We start from the raw sequence: 19,538 nt of genomic DNA, 5'->3' as shown, positions 1-19,538 counted from the left end.
GCAAAGAAAATCAGGCGTCTGCGAAAAAAGTTTACGATTTGGACGATGAAAAGACGACCCTTGCGGGGCGGTCCCGGTGATGAAGGGGCTAACAGCGCCTTTTTTACAATTTTTCGTCCAGCAGCATCCGCACCCGGCTCTGGACTGAGCCCTCGCCGGTGCTGGCGTCGTAGTCCACACTGACCAGCCGAATATCCGGCAGCTTCCGCTGGAGGGCGGCGTACTGCCCCTTGCCGAAGATGTGTCCCGGCAGGCAAGCAAAAGGCTGGATGCAGAGGACTTTGCGGACGCCTTGTCCAGCCCAGCCCACGACCTCGGCGGCCACCAGCCAGCCGTCCGCCACCGTGACGTTCAGCGGGGCATAGCCTTCCGCCTGACGTTTCAGCTCCGGCAGGGGCGGCAGGGTCATGTATCCGGCTCCGCGGAGGATGCCCACCAACTCCCGCTGGACGGCGGCGGTATAGCTCCGCACCGCCTGGTAGAAAATCCGCTGAACAGCAGGGCCTTTCAGGGCGTGGGAGTCCATATAATACAGCGCCTGCCAGGTCAGCCCTCCGGCACACACCCGGACGTGCTCCGCCGCCAGATAGCGCTTCAAATCCCAGTTGCCCAGCCGGCAGTGCCGGGTATAGACCTCGCCCACGACGGCAACGGTCTGCACCTCCCGCTCCACGGTGTCCAGGCGGCAGAAGCTGTCCGCCATCTCCCGGCACCGGGCCAGGATGGCCCGCCGGGACAGAAATTTCCCGCTTTGCAGGTCTCGGCCTAAGTCCTCCATCCATTGATGCCACAGGGCCTCCGCGGAACCGGGAACGGCCTCAAAGGGCCGGGTCTGGTCCCGGAGAATGGCCAGGGCATCGCCCCACACGGCGGCGGCCAGGGCCTGCCAGACCATGGACGGGCGGATGGCGAGTCCGTTTTCCCGGTCAATGTCCCGGACGTTCAGGGACACCAGGGCCACCTGGGGATAGCCCGCCCGGTCCAGGACGCCCCGCATCAGGCGGATGAAGCAGGAGCCCCGGCATTCGTCTCCAGCCTGGCCGATGAGAACGCCGCAGCGGGCGGTGTCGTACTTCCCGGAGCCCAGGGCGGCCAGAACCTGTCCCGCCACCAGATGAGCGGGATAGCACATGTCGCTGTGGATGTACCGCAGGCCCAGGTGGGCCAGGTGGGGGCCGTCCTCTGTCAGCATCACCGGAGTCCAGCGGTCTGACGCGAAGGCGTATTGCAGCAGGGGGAACCAGTCGTCCAGCAAGGACGGGATCAGCAATGTGCGGGGCGCCATACCATCACCTCTTGTGCTCAGCATACCGAAAAGCTTCCCGAAAAACAAGAACAAAGCGGTTACAATGTGCTCCCCCGGGCAGACTGTGCTTTTCCGTTGTACTTTTTCAAAGAACGTGCTACAATATTTGTATCGAATATCTGAAGGAGGTCCCGCGTATGAAGCTCAGTTTTTACGGTGCCGATCAGTGCGTCACCGGCAGTTGTCACTGCCTGGAGGTAGGCGGCAAGCGCATTCTGGTGGACTGCGGCCTGCAGCAGGGGAGAGACGAGGTGGACAATGAAGCCTTGCCCTTCGCGGCTGGCCGCATTGATTTCGTTCTCATCACCCATGCCCATATCGACCATTCCGGCCGGGTACCCATGCTCATCAAGCAGGGCTTCCAGGGCCGTATTGTGACCACCCGCCTGACGGCGGACCTGCTGGACATCATGCTGATGGACTCCGCTCATATCCAGGAATCGGACGCCGAGTGGAAGAACCGCAAGGCGGAGCGCTCCGGCGCCCCCAAGGTGGAGCCGCTCTATACCATCGAGGACGCGCAGCGTGTCCGGGAGTTCGTCACTACCTGCGAGTACGGCCAGACCGTGCCCCTGTGCGAGGGCGTGACGGTGGAGTTTGTGGACGCCGGACACCTGCTGGGCAGCGCCAGCATCATCGTCCACGCCACGGAGGACGGCGTCACCAAGAATCTGGTGTTCTCCGGCGACCTGGGCAACATCAAGCAGCCTATCATCCGGGATCCGACCTATCTGGACGGTGCCGACTATGTGGTCATGGAGTCCACCTACGGTGACCGCAACCATACGGAGGTCTGGAGCTACACCGACGACCTGGCGAAGATCATCGACGAGACCATCGGCCGGGGCGGCAACGTGGTGATTCCCTCCTTTGCTGTGGGTCGAACCCAGGAGCTGCTGTACTTCATCCGGGAGATCAAGGACGCCGGTCTGGTAAAGTCCAACCCGGACTTCCCGGTCTATATCGATTCGCCTCTGGCCAAAAAGGCCACCACCATTTTTACCGGCGACCTCCACGGCTATCTGGACAAGGATGCACTGGAGCTGGTGCAGGACGGCACCCACATGTTCAACTTCACCAACCTGCGGATGACGGAGACCAGCGAGGAATCCAAGCTGCTGAACATGGACCCCACCCCGAAGGTCATTATCTCCGCCTCCGGTATGTGTGACGCGGGCCGTATCCGCCACCACCTGAAGCACAATTTGTGGCGGAAGGAGAGCTCCGTGGTATTCGTGGGCTACCAGGGCGAGGGTACCCTGGGCCGGACCCTGCTGGAGGGCGCCAAGAGCGTCAAGCTTTTCGGCGAGGAGATCGCCGTCAACGCCCAGATCGTGAATTTCAAGGGACTCAGCTCCCATGCCGACCGGGACCACCTGCTGGCCTGGATCCAGAATTTTAAGGCGCCCAAGCCCCAGCATGTCTTTGTGGTCCACGGTGACCGGGAGGTGGCGCCCTTCTTTGCCCAGAGCATCACCAACCTGGGCTTCACCGCCCATGCGCCCCAGTACACCGAGGTCTATGACCTGATTGCCGACAAGGTGCTGGAGCCCGGCTATCTGCCGGAGCGGAAGACCAAGTCCGCCGTCACCGGCGTCCGCACCTCCTCCGCCTACGAGCGGCTGGTGGCTGTGGGCAATATGCTCATGGAGAGCATCAAGCGCTCCAAGGGCCGGGACAACAAGAGTCTGGCCCGGTTCGCCGACCAGCTGCGGCAGCTGCTGGAGAAGTGGGAGGCGTGAGAAAAAATTTGTCCCACCGAGGTTATTATGGAAAAACTGCTTGAAAACCACATCTACACCGGCACTGTGGAGGGCTACTCCAGCGAGGGCCTGGGCATCGTGCGCCTGGAGGGCGCCGTGGTCTTTGTGCCCCAGGCCATCCGGGGGGAGACCGTCGACCTGAAGATCACCAAGGTCATGAAGACCTGTGCCGCGGGAAAGATCGTCAAAATCAAACATCCCTCTCCTGAGCGGGCCAAGCCGGAGTGCCCTTATTTCGGAAAGTGCGGCGGCTGCGATTTCCAGCACATGAGCTACACCGAGGAGTTGTGGGCCAAGCGCCAGCGGGTCCAGGATGCCCTGACCCGCCTGGGCGGGACAGACCTCCAGGTGGAGGAGATCCTGGGGGCCAAGGACCCTGCCCATTACCGCAACAAGAGCCAGTATCCCGTGGGGACTGACGGCGCCATCGGATTTTTCCAGGCCCGGACTCACAAGGTGGTGCCCATCGACCGCTGCCTGATCCAGTCGGAGGTCTCCGACAGGACGGCCAAGGCCGTGGGGGACTGGATGAAGCGGTACAAAGTGATGGCCTACGACGAGCGTACCGGCAAGGGGCTCATTCGGCACATCTACGTCCGGGTGAACAAAAAAGGTGAGAGCCTCTGCTGCGTCATCGCCAACGGCAAGCAGCTTCCCCGGGAGCCGGAGCTGGCGGCATTCATCCGGGCGGCGGCGCCCAGGACGGTGGGCGTGGTGCTGAACACCAACACCGCCAAAGGCAATGTGATCCTGGGGGACAGGTACCGCACCATTTGGGGCCAGGACTTCCTGATGGACACCCTCTGCGGCCTGACCTTCAAGCTGTCGGTCCCCTCTTTCTACCAGGTGAACCGGGACCAGGCGGAGGTGCTGTACGGAAAGGCCCTGGAATTCGCCGGACTGACGGGGGAGGAGACCGTTCTCGACCTGTACTGCGGCACCGGAACCATCACGCTCTGCCTTGCCAAGCAGGCCAAGCGGGCCATCGGCGCGGAGATCGTACCGCCTGCCATTGAGGACGCCAGGGAGAACGCCGCCCGGAACGGCATCGAAAACGCGGAGTTTTTCTGCGGCGACGCGGCGGATATCGCGGCGAAGCTGGAGGCGGAGGGCCTGCGGCCTGACGTCATCACCGTGGACCCGCCCCGGAAGGGCCTGGCGTCGGAGGTGATCGCCTCCGTGGCGGGCATGGGGCCCAAACGAGTGGTGTATGTCTCCTGTGATCCCGCCACCCTGGGCCGGGATGTGAAGATTTTTGAGAATCTTGGCTACAAGGCGGTCCGCGCCTGCGCCGTGGACATGTTCCCGGGAACAAGACATGTGGAGACGGTGGTATTGATGATGCGAGACCATGCTGAAAAGCATTGAGATCGGGGAAAAACTGTCAAGAAACCCGCCCTGTTGACACCGAATGATTGTAGATAAGGGGCCAGTGCTCAAATGGATTACTACTTTTTGGTTATCACAATTATAGATGTCTTTGTCCTGGGGATCATGTGTATTCTTACAAAATTCAGCGAAACGCTCAGCCAAGAGAAACGGCAATGGTTTATCAGGTCATTCGCTTTGATCATTGTTATTTCGATTTTAGAGGTCATCACAATTGTTGTAGATCATGGACCGGCATCATTCAGGTGGATCAATATTCTTGCAAATTACCTGGGATTTGGGCTGACACCGGCGGTTTCCATTTTTCTCGCGTTGGCTTTGGAAAAAAACCGAAGCATCGCATATGCCATTATCGCGGAGGGCGTATATCTGGTGCTTTTGGCGGTGACATTTCCCCTTAAGCCGATTTTTTACGTTGATCAGAACAATCAATATATGCGGGGAGAATTTTTCGGAATATTTCTTGCGGTTTATTTTGCCGGAACACTTTATCTCCTCGTTATGACTCTGCGGGTCGCTGCAAGGTACCAGAACAAAAGTAGGACCAGCATTTACCTGATTGCTGCATTTCTGCTGCTGGGTGCCATGGTGCAGGTGATCTTTCCGCAAGTTCATGTCACCTGGCTATGCGTATCCCTGCTGGCTATTCTTTATTTCACGTATTGCAACGGAATGTGGCAGCAATTGGATGAACTCACCGGGCTGCTGAATCAGAAAAGCTACCTGAATCAAACTGCCTCGTTGGCACAAGACGGCACGTTGGTTGTCTTTGATATCGACGATTTTAAGCATATCAATGATCATTACGGTCATTTATTGGGGGATAAGTGCCTGGAGGAAGTAGCGGCTTGTATCAAAAAAGCCTATTCGAAAGATGGATTTTGCTATCGGATTGGCGGTGATGAGTTCTGCGTTTTGTTAAATCCAAGTGCAGATCAAGAGAGTTGTTACAGAAGACTGATCGAGGGATTGAATTTCAGAAGAAAAGAACTGGATATCCTGCCCTATGTGTCTGTCGGTTCGGCATCCTTTGTGGCTGGTGACAATGTTCTGAGGGTCAAAGAAGCCGCCGATAATAATATGTATCAATTCAAGAAAGCACATAAAAAGCAGGCAAATTAAGGCGCAAAAGTTAAGGCGCAAAAGTGACTTGTGCCTGCGTGATAAAAACCATGATAGAAGGATGACCGTGAAAAGATTCGTGGATATGCTTCCGGGAACGGATATGAAACTTTTCCCGGGCCGGGACTTTTCTTCCACTCGCTTTTATGGTATAATCAACTATCTGATTATCAAAAGGAGGAGACTGCCATGAAGCGGCTGATGGACGCGGCGGACCGGTATTTGAGGGACTGCACCTGGAAGGACATTGCGGTTTTGAAATTCTGCCTGCTGGCCCTGGGCGTCATGCTGGGTATCGCGGTGCCTGCCCGGAAGAAAAGGGCCTCCGCCTGGCTGGCGTCACTGGTGTTCGTGGGCACCTATGTGCCGCTGATGACCAAATTCCTGCCATATTTGCTGAATGGTCGTGAGACGGCAGAGGAAAAATGGTTGTAAAAAACAGACCGCTGGTATATCATATTCTTTGAAACACATCTGAAACAGGAGGTTTTTTATGAGCAAGACCGCAAGCATGGTGATGAAGATCATCGGCGCCAGTCTGGCCTTCGCGGCATTCGTGTGCCTGCTGATCGGTGGCTGGCACGACCTGTCCGTGGGCTGCGCCGGCGTGAAAAAGCGCCTGACGCAGAAATTCGGCTCTGAATATGACGATTACGCCGACGAGGATTTATACGACTGACATGAAGCGCAAAAGGCGGCCCCATCCAACGGGATGGGGCCGCCTTTTATTTGCCGATAAAAAAGCCGGGCATCGCCCGGAAATGAGAAAATTCCCTTGACACCAAGGGAATCACATGATAAAATAAGTCGCTTATAAATTGTGGAGGATTGGAAGACCATTCCTGTGCCTGCACTTAAGATAGCATATTTCCCATGGCAATGCAAGAGTGTGTTAAAGTATTTTTAACAACGTATCCTAGCGTGTCATACCGATGAAACAAACTACCCGTCATCGCCGCCGGACAGGGCGGCGGGGGACGGAAGAAAGGTGAATGAGAAGATGGCCAAAGACAAGTATTACGGAAAGACCCTTCGTAAGAACTTCGCCCGGTATGAGGAGGTCGTCCCCATGCCCAATCTTCTGGAGATCCAGAAGACGTCTTACCAGGAGTTTTTGGACACCGGCCTGCGTGAGGTCTTTACCGACGTGGGCGCGATCACGGACTATCAGGGCAACCTGGAGCTGACCTTTATCGACTACAAGATGGACGAGGCACCCAAGTACGACGTGGAGGAGTGCAAGGCCCGTGACGCCACGTACGCCGCCCCTCTGAAGGTGAAGGTCCGCCTGCGCAACAAGGAGACCGAGGAGATCAAGGAGCAGGAGATCTTCATGGGCGACTTCCCCCTGATGACCCACTCCGGCACCTTCGTCATCAACGGCGCAGAGCGCGTGGTGGTCTCCCAGATCGTCCGTTCTCCCGGCGTGTACTACGGCAAGGAGATCGACCTGAAGACCGACCTGCCACTGCTGACCTCCACCGTCATCCCCTACCGGGGCGCCTGGCTGGAGTATGAGACCGACACCAACGAGGTGTTCTGGGTCCGCATTGACAAGAACCGCAAGCTGCCCATCACCTGCCTGATCCGCGCTCTGGGTCTCAAGACCGACGCGGAGATTCTGGACCGCTTCGGCGACGATCCCCGTATCGTGGCCACTCTGGAAAAGGACCCCTGCAAGAACTATGAGGACGCCATGCTGGAGATCTACCGCAAGCTGCGTCCCGGCGAGCCCCCCACGGTGGAGGCTGCCGAAACCCTGATGAACAACCTGTTCTTCGATCCCCGGCGCTACGATCTGTCCGTCGTGGGCCGCTACAAGTTCAACAAGAAGCTGTCCCTGTGGCAGCGTGTCACCGGCTACAAGCTGGTGTACCCCGTGGCTGATCCCGCCACCGGCGAGATCCTGTTCGACGAGGGCCACCTGCTGAGCAAGGAGGACGCCCGTTTGCTGGATACCGTGGGTGTGGCAGAGGTCACCATCGATGTGGACGGCACCCCCCTGCGGGTCATGTCTAACCGCATGTGCGACCTGAAGCACTATGTGGACTTCGATCCTCTGGCCGAGTGCGGCATCAAGGAGCGGGTCCGGTTCGAGGTGCTGCAGGAGCTGCTGGGTCAGTACTCCGGCGAGGAGCTGAAGGAGCAGATCAAGCTGCATAAGGATGATCTGGTGCCCAAGCACATCATCATCGACGATATTCTGACCTCCATCAACTATATGAACGGCCTGGCCATGGGCATCTCCGTGAAGGACGATATCGACCACCTGGGCAACCGCCGTCTGCGCTGCGTGGGCGAGCTGCTGCAGAACCAGTTCCGCATCGGCTTCAGCCGTATGGAGCGCGTCATCCGGGAGCGCATGACCATTCAGGACCTGGACATCGTCACCCCCCAGAGTCTGATCAACATCCGGCCCGTCACCGCTGCCATCAAGGAGTTCTTCGGCTCCAGCCCCCTGTCTCAGTTCATGGACCAGACCAACCCTCTGGCCGAGCTGACCCACAAGCGCCGTCTGTCCGCCCTGGGCCCCGGCGGCCTCTCCCGTGAGCGCGCCAACATGGAGGTCCGTGACGTTCACTACAGCCACTACGGCCGTATGTGCCCCATTGAGACTCCTGAAGGTCCCAACATCGGCCTGATCTCCTACCTGGCAACCTATGCCCGCATCAACGAGTACGGCTTCATCGAGGCTCCCTACCGCGCTGTGGACAAGGCCACCGGCAAGCTGGCCGATACCATCACCTACATGACCGCCGACGAGGAGGACAACTACATCGTCGGTCAGGCCGTGGAGCCCGTGGACGAGAACGACTGCCTGATCAACGCCCGTATCACCGCCCGTCACCGGGATGAGATCGTGGAAGTGGACCGGGAGAACGTGGATTATATCGACGTCAGCCCCCGTATGATGGTCTCCATCGCCACCGCCATGATCCCCTTCCTGCCCAACGACGACGCCAACCGTGCCCTGATGGGCGCCAACATGCAGCGTCAGGCCGTGCCTCTGCTCCGGCCCCACGCTCCCATCGTCGGCACCGGCATGGAGCACAAGATCTGCATCGACTCCGAGATCGTGGTTCTGGCCGAGGGCGACGGCGTGGTCACCTCCGTGGATGCCCGCCATGTCACTGTCAAGTACGACAACGGCGAGACCAAGGATTATAAGCTGACCAAATTCCTGCGGTCCAACCACACTACCTGCATCAACCAGAAGCCCATCGTCTCCGTGGGTGAGCGCGTCCACGGCGGCGATGATCCCACCGTCCTGGCGGACGGCCCCGCCACTGATCAGGGCGAGATCGCCCTGGGCCAGAACATCCTGGTGGGCTTCATGACCTGGGAAGGCTACAACTACGAGGACGCCGTTCTGCTGAACGAGCGTCTGGTGCGGGAGGACCTGTACACCTCCATCCATATCGAGGAATTTGAGATCGACGCCCGCGACACCAAACTGGGCCCCGAGGAGATCACCCGGGATATCCCCAACGTGGGCGAGGACGCCCTGAAGGACCTGGACGAGAACGGCATCATCCGCGTGGGTGCCGAGGTCAAGTCCGGCGACATCCTGGTGGGCAAGGTCACCCCCAAGGGTGAGACCGACCTCACCGCCGAGGAGCGCCTGCTGCGGGCCATCTTCGGTGAGAAGGCCCGCGAGGTCCGTGACACCTCCCTGAAGGTGCCTCACGGCGAGAGCGGCATCGTGCTGGATACCAAGGTCTTCACCCGTGAGAATGGCGACGAGCTGGGGCCCGGCGTGAACATGGTGGTTCGCGTCTATATCGCCCAGCGCCGCAAGATCCAGGTGGGCGACAAGATGGCAGGCCGTCACGGCAACAAGGGCGTTGTCTCCCGTGTTCTGCCCCAGGAGGATATGCCCTTCCTGCCCGACGGTACGCCGCTGGACATCGTGCTGAACCCCCTGGGCGTTCCCTCCCGTATGAACATCGGCCAGGTGCTAGAGGTCCATCTGGGCTATGCCGCCCAGGCCCTGGGCTGCAAGGTGGCCACCCCCATCTTCGACGGCGCCACCTACGGCGACATCCAGGATATGCTGAAGGAAGCCGGCCTGGACCCCGAGGGCAAGAGCGTCCTGTACGATGGCCGTACCGGCGAGCCTTTCGACAACAAGGTCACCGTTGGTTACGTCTACTTCCTCAAGCTGCACCACCTGGTCGACGATAAGATTCATGCCCGTTCCACCGGCCCCTACTCCCTGGTCACCCAGCAGCCTCTGGGCGGCAAGGCCCAGTTCGGCGGCCAGCGCTTCGGCGAGATGGAAGTCTGGGCCCTGGAGGCTTACGGTGCTGCTTATATCCTGCAGGAGATCCTGACCGTCAAGTCCGACGACGTGACGGGCCGTGTCCGCACCTACGAGGCTATCGTCAAGGGCCACAACGTGCCTCAGCCCGGCGTGCCCGAGTCCTTCAAGGTTCTGGTGAAGGAGCTGCAGTCCCTGTGCCTGGACATTCAGGTCCTGGACGCCGACGGCAACGTCATCGAGCTGAAGGAAGACGAGGACGCCATGGATACCTTCAACCTGGCCCGCATGGACGCCGACGATGACCGGCACCGTGCCTTCGCCGAGGAAGCGGACTTCCAGGAGTCCGGCTTCGACATTGAGGACGCCCCCGAGGATGCCGGCGCGGACATCGACGCCGACTTCGACGACGAATGATTCAGAAATTCGTCAGCCGCTGAAATTCTGAATCATTGAAGGAGGAAATCGAAAGATGATCGATAACAATACCGGCAACAACATTGCCTTTGACGCCATCAAGATCGGCATGGCCTCCCCGGAGCAGGTCCTCGCCTGGTCTTACGGCGAAGTCAAGAAGCCCGAGACCATCAACTACCGCACCCTGAAGCCCGAGCGGGACGGCCTGTTCTGCGAGCGTATCTTCGGACCCACCAAGGACTGGGAGTGCCACTGCGGCAAGTACAAGAAGATCCGCTACAAGGGCAAGATCTGCGACCGCTGCGGCGTGGAGGTCACCCGTGCCAAGGTCCGCCGTGAGCGCATGGGCCACATCGAGCTGGCCACCCCCGTCTCCCACATCTGGTACTTTAAGGGCATTCCCTCCCGGATGGGCCTGCTGCTGGACATCAGTCCCCGCATCCTGGAGAAGGTGCTGTACTTCGCCAACTATATCGTCACCGATCCCGGTGAGACGCCCCTGACCAAGAATCAGATCCTCTCCGAGAAGGAGTACCGGGACTACCGCGAGAAATATGAGGATGACTTCCAGGCCGGCATGGGCGCCGAGGCCGTGAAAAAGCTGCTGCAGGACGTGGACCTGGAGGCCCTGTCCGCCCAGCTCCACGCCGAGCTGAAGGACGCCAGCGGCCAGAAGAAGGCCCGCATCGTCAAGCGCCTGGAGGTTGTGGACGCCTTCCGCATCTCCGGCAACAAGCCCGAGTGGATGGTCATTGATGTGCTGCCCGTCATCCCCCCCGAGCTGCGCCCCATGGTGCAGTTGGACGGCGGCCGGTTCGCCACCTCTGACCTGAACGACCTGTACCGCCGGGTCATCAACCGCAACAACCGCCTGAAGCGCCTGATCCAGCTGAACGCCCCCGACATCATCGTCCGCAATGAGAAGCGGATGCTGCAGGAGGCCGTGGACGCCCTGATCGACAATGGCCGCCGCGGCCGCGCCGTCACCGGCGCCAACAACCGTGCGCTGAAGTCCCTGTCCGACCTGCTGAAGGGCAAGCAGGGCCGTTTCCGCCAGAACCTGCTGGGCAAGCGCGTGGACTACTCCGGCCGTTCCGTTATCGTGGTCGGCCCCGAGCTGAAGATCTATCAGTGCGGTGTGCCCAAGGAGATGGCTGTGGAGCTGTTCCGGCCCTTCATCATGAAGAAGCTGGTGGAGGACGGCACTGCCAACAACATCAAGTCCGCCAAGAAGATGGTGGATAAGGGTGTCACCGAGGTGTGGGACGCTCTGGACGTCATCATCAAGGACCACCCCGTCATGCTGAACCGCGCCCCGACCCTGCACCGCCTGGGCATCCAGGCCTTCGAGCCCGTGCTGGTGGACGGCCGCGCCCTGAAGCTGCATCCCCTGACCTGTACCGCCTTTAACGCCGACTTCGACGGCGACCAGATGGCCATTCACGTGCCTCTGTCCGCCGAGGCCCAGGCCGAGGCCCGCATCCTGATGCTCTCCGCCAACAACCTGCTGCGTCCCCAGGACGGCGGCCCCGTCACCGTGCCTACCCAGGATATGGTGCTGGGCTCCTACTACCTGACCATGGACCGCATGGGCAAGGCCGAGAAGGGCGCTGAGACCATCTGGTGCGAGGACGCCGGCGACACCGGTCTGACCGCCCAGTCTGTGGTGGACGCCGACGAGTTCCTGGCCGCCAACGCCGCCCTGTCCAAGGAGCAGAAGAAGGCCACCTACAAGCCCCTGCACTTCTATGCCAACGAGAACGAGGCCCTGATGGCCTACAACGAGGGCGCCATCGGTCCCCACTGTCCCGTTCTGGTGCGCCGGAGCCTGACGGTGGACGGCGTGGAGTACACCCGCGTGGTGGAAGCCACTCCCGGCCGCATCATCTTCAACCACAACATTCCCCAGGATCTGGGCTTTGTGGACCGCACCGATCCCGCTCATATCTGCGATTACGAGATCACCTTCACCTGCGGCAAGAAGCAGCTGGGCCAGATCGTGGACCGCGCCATCAACAAGCACGGCTTCACCGTGGCTGCCGAAGTGCTGGACGCCATCAAGGCCACCGGTTACCACCACTCCACCCTGGCCGCCATCACCGTTTCCATCGCGGATATGACCATCCCCCCCAAGAAATACGAGATGGTCGCCGCCTCCGAGCAGGCGGTGCTGGACATCGAAAACCAGTACAAGATGGGCTTCATGACCGACCACGAGCGTTACAAGCAGGTGGTGCAGGTCTGGGAGAAGACCACCAACGACGTCTCCGACGCCCTGCAGAAGAACCTGGATCGCTACAACCCCATCTTCATGATGGCGGACTCCGGCGCCCGTGGCTCCATGAAGCAGATCCGTCAGCTGGCCGGTATGCGCGGCCTGATCGCCAATACCGCCGGTAAGACCATCGAGATCCCCATCAAGGCAAACTACCGCGAGGGCCTGACCGCTCTGGAATACTTCATCTCCAGCCGTGGTGCCCGTAAGGGCCTGGCGGATACCGCTCTGCGTACCGCCGACTCCGGTTACCTGACCCGCCGAATGGTGGATGTTTCCCAGGATGTCATCATCCGGGAGGAGGACTGCCATGTCACCCACGGCATCAAGGTCTCTGAGATCAGCGAGAACGGCCAGGTCATTGAGAAGTTCTCCGACCGTGTCCGGGGCCGCTTCCTGGTGGCCGACGTGGTGGACGCCCAGACCGGCGAGGTCCTGGTGCCCGACACCAAGATGATGGACGCCAAGGACGCCAAGATTCTGGAGAGCCGTACCTGGGTCCAGAAGACTGCCCGGGAGGAAGACCGCTGCGCCTTCGATCCCGCTGTCGACGAGCATCCCACCGTTATGATCCGCACCGTTCTGACCTGTAAGGCCCACAGCGGTGTCTGCGCCAAGTGCTACGGCATGAACCTGGCCACCCAGCAGCCCGTCGGCCCCGGCGAGGCGGTCGGCATCATTGCCGCCCAGTCCATCGGCGAGCCTGGTACCCAGCTGACCATGCGTACGTTCCATACTGGCGGTCTGGCCGGCGGCGACATCACCCAGGGTCTTCCCCGAGTGGAGGAGCTGTTCGAGGCCCGGAAGCCCAAGCGTATGGCCACCCTGGCCGAGATCGGCGGTAAGGTCCGTTTCGAGGAGGCCAGCAAGGGCAGCCTTCTGAACATCATCGTCACCGCCGATGACGGCGACACCCGCACCTACGCGGTGCCTCATACCGGTCTGCAGGTGAAGGACGGCGATACCATCGAGGCCGGCACCCAGCTGACCTACGGCGCTCTGAACCCCCACGACGTGCTGCGCATCCGCGGCGCCGACGCTGTGTACAACTATCTGATCCAGGAAGTTCTGCGCGTGTACCGTCAGCAGGGCGTTGACATCAACGATAAGCACATCGAGGTCATCGTCCGTCAGATGATGCGCAAGGTCCGTCTGGAAGACGCCGGCGACACCAAGCTGCTGGACGGCTCCATGGTGGACGTCCTGGAGCTGGACGACGCCAACGAGGAAATCGAGCGCCGCAACGCCGCCGGTGAGACCAATGAGCTGGGCGAGCCTCTGCGGAAGGCTGTTGGCACCCAGTTGCTGATGGGTATCACCAAGGCCTCTCTGGCCACCGACTCCTTCCTGTCCGCCGCCTCCTTCCAGGAGACCACCAAGGTCCTGACCGAGGCTGCCATCAAGGGCAAGGCTGACCGCCTGGTGGGTCTGAAGGAGAACGTCATCATCGGTAAGCTGATCCCCGCCGGTACCGGCCTGCAGGCTTACCACACCTTCGCCAAGGAGCTTGTGCCTGACGAGGCCCCCGCCGAGACGGAAGAGGTCCCCGTGTTCGAGGGCTGAGCGTTTTTGCTTGACCATACCATATAAAAAGGAGGGCTGTGTATCATCACAGCCCTCCTTTTTATGGATAAATTGATAAAAAAATGAAAAAATGGCGTATATAATCCCCGGTATTTGTAAAAGAGGAAAAATAAAAATCCATTTTTCGGAAATGCTTGACGATTGCGTCTCCTCATGGTATAATTCCAAATTGCGCGGATATATTCTGCGAATTTTGCCATGCATACCAGGAGGAATTTCCCGTGATCACGGAGCTTGCTTCTCAGGAAAAGGTCATCGGCGTGAAGCAGTCCCGCAAGGCGATCCGGGATGGGCGCGCGAAGCGGGTCTATGTGGCCTGCGACGCTGATCCTGCCATCACCGACCCTGTGGCTGAGAGCTGCGCGGCGGCCGGCATCCCCCTGGAGGATGGACACACCATGGCCCAGCTGGGCCAGGCCTGCCGCATCACGGTGGGGGCCTCTGTGGTGGCTGTCCTGTAAAATCGTTTTTTTCGGAATAACCGCAAGGTTTTCCGCAAAAAATATTGGTTGTCCGCAAAAAGCGGCTGCCAAAAATATGTAAGAAAGGAGAACATCAATGCCTACTTTTAACCAGCTGGTCCGTAAAGGAAGAGAACAGGCTACCTACAAGTCCACTTCTCCCGCTCTGCAGTTCGGTCTGAACACCCTGAAGACCAAGACCACCGATCTGCCTTCTCCCCAGAAGAGAGGCGTCTGCACCGCCGTGAGAACTGCGACCCCCAAGAAGCCCAACTCCGCTCTGCGTAAGATCGCCCGTGTGCGTCTGACCAACGGCTACGAGGTCACCGCCTATATCCCCGGTGTCGGCCACTCCCTGCAGGAGCACTCTGTGGTCATGATCCGCGGCGGCCGTGTCAAGGACCTCCCCGGCGTCCGTTACCACATCATCCGTGGTACTCTGGATACCCAGGGTGTTCAGGGCCGTATGCAGAGCCGTTCCAAGTACGGCGCCAAGCGTCCCAAGCAGAAGTAAGATCTGCAAAACACTGAAAGCTTTGCCGAATAGGTTTATATATATGTGTGAACATGTTACCGCTTCGGCAGGCATTCTACGGAAGGCTGAAATATCGCCTTTTGAGTACCTATGAGATCATAGAATTATTATGAAGGAGGGAAGCATAGTGCCCAGAAGAGGTAATGTTCCCAAGAGAGAAGTTCTGCCCGATCCCGTATATGGCTCTGTTCTGGTGACCAAGCTGGTCAACAGCGTCATGCTGGACGGCAAGAAGGGCGTTGCCCAGAAGGTGGTCTACGCGGCTTTCGACCAGATCAAGGAGAAGACCGAGAAGGACCCCGTTGAAGTGTTCACCCAGGCTATGGAGAATATCATGCCCAGCCTGGAAGTCAAGGCCCGCCGCGTGGGCGGTGCCAACTATCAGGTGCCCATGGAAGTGCGCCCCGCCCGTCGTCAGACCCTGGGTCTGCGCTGGCTGACCGCTTACTCCCGGGCCCGCAGCGAGCGCACCATGGCCGAGCGTCTGGCCGGCGAGATCATGGACGCCGCCAACAACACCGGCGCTGCCGTGAAGAAGCGCGAGGAAGTGCACAAGGCTGCCGAGGCCAACAAGGCTTTCGCACACTTCCGCTGGTAAGTTAGGAGAAACAGTATGCCGAGAAAAACATCTCTTGAAAATACCAGAAATATCGGCATTATGGCTCACATCGATGCAGGTAAGACGACCACTACCGAGCGTATCCTGTTCTATACCGGTGTGAACTATAAGATCGGTGAGACCCATGACGGTACCGCCACCATGGACTGGATGGCTCAGGAGCAGGAGCGTGGTATCACTATCACCTCCGCCGCTACCACCTGTTTCTGGTCCGGTTCCGCTCATCAGTATCCCCAGACCCGTATCAACATCATCGACACCCCGGGCCACGTGGACTTCACTGTCGAGGTCCAGCGTTCCCTGCGCGTGCTGGACGGCTCTGTGACCGTGCTGTGCGCCAAGGGCGGCGTGGAGCCCCAGTCCGAGACTGTGTGGCGCCAGGCTGATAACTACAAGGTCCCCCGCATGATCTACGTCAACAAGATGGACATCATGGGCGCCGACTTCTACAACGTGCTGCGCATGATCGACGAGCGTCTGAAGTGCAATGCCGTGCCCATCCAGCTGCCCATCGGTTCCGAGGAGTCCTTCCGCGGCATCATCGACCTGCTGGAGATGAAGGCTGACATCTATTATGATGACCTGGGCAAGGACATGCGTGTCGAGGACATCCCCGAGGACATGGTGGACCTGGCCAACGAGTATCACGAGAAGCTGATGGACGCCGTTTCCATGTTCGACGATGAGATCATGGAGGCTTATCTGGGCGGTGAGGAGATCCCCCTGGACAAGATCCGTGCTGTCATCCGCAAGGCCACCATCGACAACGAGATGGTCCCCGTGGTCTGCGGCACCTCTTACAAGAACAAGGGCGTGCAGAAGATGCTGGATGCCATCGTGGATTATATGCCCTCTCCCCTGGATATCCCCCACATCAAGGGCGTCAATCCCAAGACTGACGAAGAGGAAGAGCGTCCCTCTGACGATAACGCTCCCTTCTCCGCTCTGGCTTTCAAGATCATGACCGACCCCTATGTGGGCCGTCTGAGCTTCTTCCGCGTGTATTCCGGCCATCTGACCACCGGTTCTTCCGTGCTGAATGCCACCAAGAACGTCAAGGAGCGTATTGGCCGTATTCTGCAGATGCACGCTAACCACCGCGAGGACCTGGAAGAGGTCTGGTCCGGTGATATCGCCGCTGCTGTGGGTCTGAAGAACACCACTACCGGTGATACCCTGTGCGACGAGAAGGCTCCTGTTATTCTGGAGTCCATGGAGTTCCCCGAGCCCGTTATCCGCGTGGCTATCGAGCCCAAGACCAAGGCCGGTCAGGAGAAGATGACCATCGGCCTGATCAAACTGGCTGAGGAGGACCCCACCTTCAAGACCTACACCGACGAGGAGACTGGTCAGACCATCATCGCCGGTATGGGCGAGCTGCACCTGGAGATCATCGTGGACCGCCTGTTGCGCGAGTTCAAGGTGGAAGCCAACGTTGGTGCTCCCCAGGTCGCCTACAAGGAGACCATCAAAAAGGCCGTGGATCAGGACACCAAGTACAAGCGCCAGAGCGGCGGCTCCGGCCAGTACGGTCATGTCAAGATCAAGGTCGAGCCCAACGAGTCCGGCAAGGGTTATGAGTTTATCAACGCCGTTGTGGGCGGCTCCATTCCCAAGGAGTATATCCCCGCTGTCGACGCCGGTATCAAGGGCGCTTTGCAGGCTGGCGTTTTGGCCGGTTTCCCCGTCGTGGATGTCAAGGTCACCCTGTATGACGGCTCCTATCACGAGGTCGACTCCTCTGAAATGGCGTTTAAGATCGCCGGTTCCATGGCTTTCAAGGAGGCTATGCGGAAGGCTGATCCTATCCTGCTGGAGCCCATCATGAAGGTCTCTGTCATTGCTCCCGATGACTATCTGGGCACCGTGATCGGCGACCTGACCGCCCGCCGCGGTCAGATCCTGGGCCAGGAGGCCCGTTCCGGCGCTCAGCAGGTGGACGCTCTGGTGCCTCTGGCCAATATGTTTGGCTATGCCACCGACCTGCGCTCTGCCACCCAGGGCCGCGGTCAGTATACCATGGAGCCCCACAGCTATTGTGAGCTGCCCAAGAGCATCCGGGACAAGATCATCGAGACCCGCACCAAGCCTCAGGACTGAGACGGTCTGAGGGCGAAAAGACATGAATAGCGGATTTTCAATATTCGCTGTTGATTTTTTCCCTGAGATACTGTAAAATAAGCAATGCTGATTACGTGCATTGCAACAAATGTATTTTGAAACTTTGACAGGAGGATTTTCAAATGGCTAAGCAGAAATTTGAAAGAACCAAGCCCCATGTTAACATCGGCACCATCGGTCACGTCGACCACGGCAAGACCACTCTGACCGCTGCCATCACCAAGTACCTGGCCATGCAGGGCAAGGCCGAGTTCGAGGATTATGCCAGCATCGATAAGGCTCCCGAGGAGCGCGAGCGTGGTATCACCATCAACACCGCTCACGTCGAGTATGAGACCGAGGCTCGTCACTATGCCCACGTTGACTGCCCGGGCCACGCCGACTATATCAAGAACATGATCACCGGTGCTGCTCAGATGGACGGCGCCATCCTGGTCATCGCTGCTACCGACGGCCCCATGGCTCAGACTCGTGAGCATATCCTGCTGGCCCGTCAGGTCGGCGTGCCCGCCATGGTCGTGTTCCTGAACAAGTGCGATCAGGTCGACGACGAGGAGCTGCTGGAGCTGGTCGAGATGGAAGTCCGCGAGCTGCTGAGCACCTATGAGTTCCCCGGCGATGATATCCCCATCATCAAGGGTTCCGCTCTGAACGCCCTGGTGTCCGAGTCCACCGATCCTGCCGCTCCCGAGTATGCCTGCATCAAGGAACTGATGGACGCTGTTGACTCCTATATCCCCACTCCTCCCCGCGACGATTCTCTGCCCTTCCTGATGCCCGTCGAGGACGTCTTCACCATCTCCGGCCGTGGTACCGTTGCTACCGGCCGTGTGGAGCGTGGCCAGCTGAAGCTGTCTGAGGAAGTCGAGATCGTTGGTCTGTCCGACGAGAAGAAGAAGACCGTCGTTACCGGTATCGAGATGTTCCACAAGCTGCTGGACTTCGCTGAGGCCGGCGACAACATCGGCGCTCTGCTGCGTGGTATCGACCGTCAGGGCATCGAGCGTGGTCAGGTTCTGGCCAAGCCCGGCTCCATTCATCCCCACACTAAGTTCGTTGGCCAGGTCTACGTCCTGTCCAAGGACGAGGGCGGCCGTCACACCCCCTTCTTCAACAACTATCGTCCTCAGTTCTACTTCCGTACCACCGACGTGACCGGCGTCATCACCCTGCCCGAGGGCACCGAGATGTGCATGCCCGGCGATAACGTCGACATGAAGGTCGAGCTGATCACCCCCATCGCCATCGAGAAGGGCCTGCGTTTCGCTATCCGCGAGGGCGGCCGTACCGTTGGTTCCGGTGTTGTCATCGACATCGAGGAATAATTCCTGATTGATAAAAAGGGCTGCCGCAATGCGGCAGTCCTTTTTGCTGTATGGGAGGCGGCCGCCCGGGGCCCCGCAGAGCGGGGCGGGCCGAAGGCCCGTACAAGCGTTTTGCGGAGCAAAACCTTGGCGCAAGGGCGAATTTATTTCGCCCGCGCAAGTGGAATCACAAGGGTTCCCGTTTGGCAAAGCCAAATGGGAAACGGCCGTACCGTTGGTTCCGGTGTCGTTATCGAGATCGAGGAGTAATTCCTGACTGATGAAAAGGACTGCCGCATTGCGGCAGTCCTTTTTCGCATATACAGCGGCCGCCCGGGCCCCGCAGGGCGGGGGGCATAGGAGATGCAGGGGCTGGCGGAA

General features: G+C 59.4%; 13 protein-coding genes. 12 read left to right on the top strand and 1 reads right to left on the bottom strand.

Annotated elements, in window-relative coordinates; translation table 11 throughout:
* Positions 1–103: 103 nt before the first annotated feature.
* Complete coding sequence (locus tag JQM66_RS02370) at positions 104–1,309, bottom strand: hypothetical protein (protein ID WP_235228204.1); 1,206 nt, start codon at positions 1,307–1,309, stop codon at positions 104–106.
* Between the two features lie 134 nt (positions 1,310–1,443).
* On the opposite strand from JQM66_RS02370, the gene JQM66_RS02365 reads away from it, so the two are divergent.
* The 12 genes from JQM66_RS02365 to tuf all read left to right on the top strand — a co-directional run bounded on the left by JQM66_RS02365 (position 1,444) and on the right by tuf (position 19,178).
* The gene (locus JQM66_RS02365) at positions 1,444–3,048 is read left to right on the top strand and encodes an MBL fold metallo-hydrolase RNA specificity domain-containing protein (protein ID WP_235228203.1); all 1,605 of its coding nucleotides are present in this window, start codon (positions 1,444–1,446) and stop codon (positions 3,046–3,048) included.
* 27 nt (positions 3,049–3,075) lie between these two features.
* Positions 3,076–4,437: a 23S rRNA (uracil(1939)-C(5))-methyltransferase RlmD gene (gene rlmD, locus JQM66_RS02360; protein ID WP_235228202.1), complete on the top strand. Its 1,362-nt coding sequence runs from the start codon at positions 3,076–3,078 to the stop codon at positions 4,435–4,437.
* Between the two features lie 72 nt (positions 4,438–4,509).
* Positions 4,510–5,580, top strand: coding sequence for a GGDEF domain-containing protein (locus JQM66_RS02355; RefSeq protein WP_235228201.1), 1,071 nt, complete (start codon positions 4,510–4,512; stop codon positions 5,578–5,580).
* Positions 5,581–5,769: 189 nt separating this feature from the next.
* A complete protein-coding gene (locus JQM66_RS02350) occupies positions 5,770–6,015 on the top strand; it encodes a permease of phosphate ABC transporter (RefSeq protein ID WP_235228200.1) in 246 nt (81 codons plus the stop codon).
* A 58-nt stretch (positions 6,016–6,073) separates the two neighbouring features.
* Complete coding sequence (locus JQM66_RS02345) at positions 6,074–6,259, top strand: hypothetical protein (protein ID WP_235228199.1); 186 nt, start codon at positions 6,074–6,076, stop codon at positions 6,257–6,259.
* Positions 6,260–6,580: 321 nt separating this feature from the next.
* Complete coding sequence (gene rpoB, locus JQM66_RS02340; RefSeq protein WP_235228198.1) at positions 6,581–10,258, top strand: DNA-directed RNA polymerase subunit beta; 3,678 nt, start codon at positions 6,581–6,583, stop codon at positions 10,256–10,258.
* 55 nt (positions 10,259–10,313) lie between these two features.
* A complete protein-coding gene (gene rpoC / locus JQM66_RS02335) occupies positions 10,314–14,096 on the top strand; it encodes a DNA-directed RNA polymerase subunit beta' (RefSeq protein WP_235228197.1) in 3,783 nt (1,260 codons plus the stop codon).
* Positions 14,097–14,338: 242 nt separating this feature from the next.
* On the top strand, positions 14,339–14,578 hold the full coding sequence (locus JQM66_RS02330) for a ribosomal L7Ae/L30e/S12e/Gadd45 family protein (protein WP_235228196.1): 240 nt from the start codon (positions 14,339–14,341) through the stop codon (positions 14,576–14,578).
* A gap of 97 nt (positions 14,579–14,675) precedes the next feature.
* Positions 14,676–15,092: a 30S ribosomal protein S12 gene (gene rpsL / locus JQM66_RS02325; protein ID WP_235228195.1), complete on the top strand. Its 417-nt coding sequence runs from the start codon at positions 14,676–14,678 to the stop codon at positions 15,090–15,092.
* Between the two features lie 148 nt (positions 15,093–15,240).
* A complete protein-coding gene (gene rpsG / locus JQM66_RS02320; protein ID WP_235228194.1) occupies positions 15,241–15,711 on the top strand; it encodes a 30S ribosomal protein S7 in 471 nt (156 codons plus the stop codon).
* Between the two features lie 15 nt (positions 15,712–15,726).
* Entirely contained in the window at positions 15,727–17,832 is a 2,106-nt protein-coding gene (gene fusA, locus JQM66_RS02315) for an elongation factor G (protein WP_235228193.1), read from the top strand.
* 143 nt (positions 17,833–17,975) lie between these two features.
* The gene (gene tuf / locus JQM66_RS02310; protein WP_235228192.1) at positions 17,976–19,178 is read left to right on the top strand and encodes an elongation factor Tu; all 1,203 of its coding nucleotides are present in this window, start codon (positions 17,976–17,978) and stop codon (positions 19,176–19,178) included.
* The last annotated feature ends 360 nt before the right edge of the window (positions 19,179–19,538 follow it).

Source organism: Oscillibacter valericigenes, assembly GCF_021531915.1.
GTDB classification, from domain to species: Bacteria; Bacillota; Clostridia; order Oscillospirales; family Oscillospiraceae; genus Oscillibacter; species Oscillibacter valericigenes_A.
Note: the sequence above shows the minus strand (reverse complement) of the source record. Positions and strands in the feature narration are given on the sequence as shown.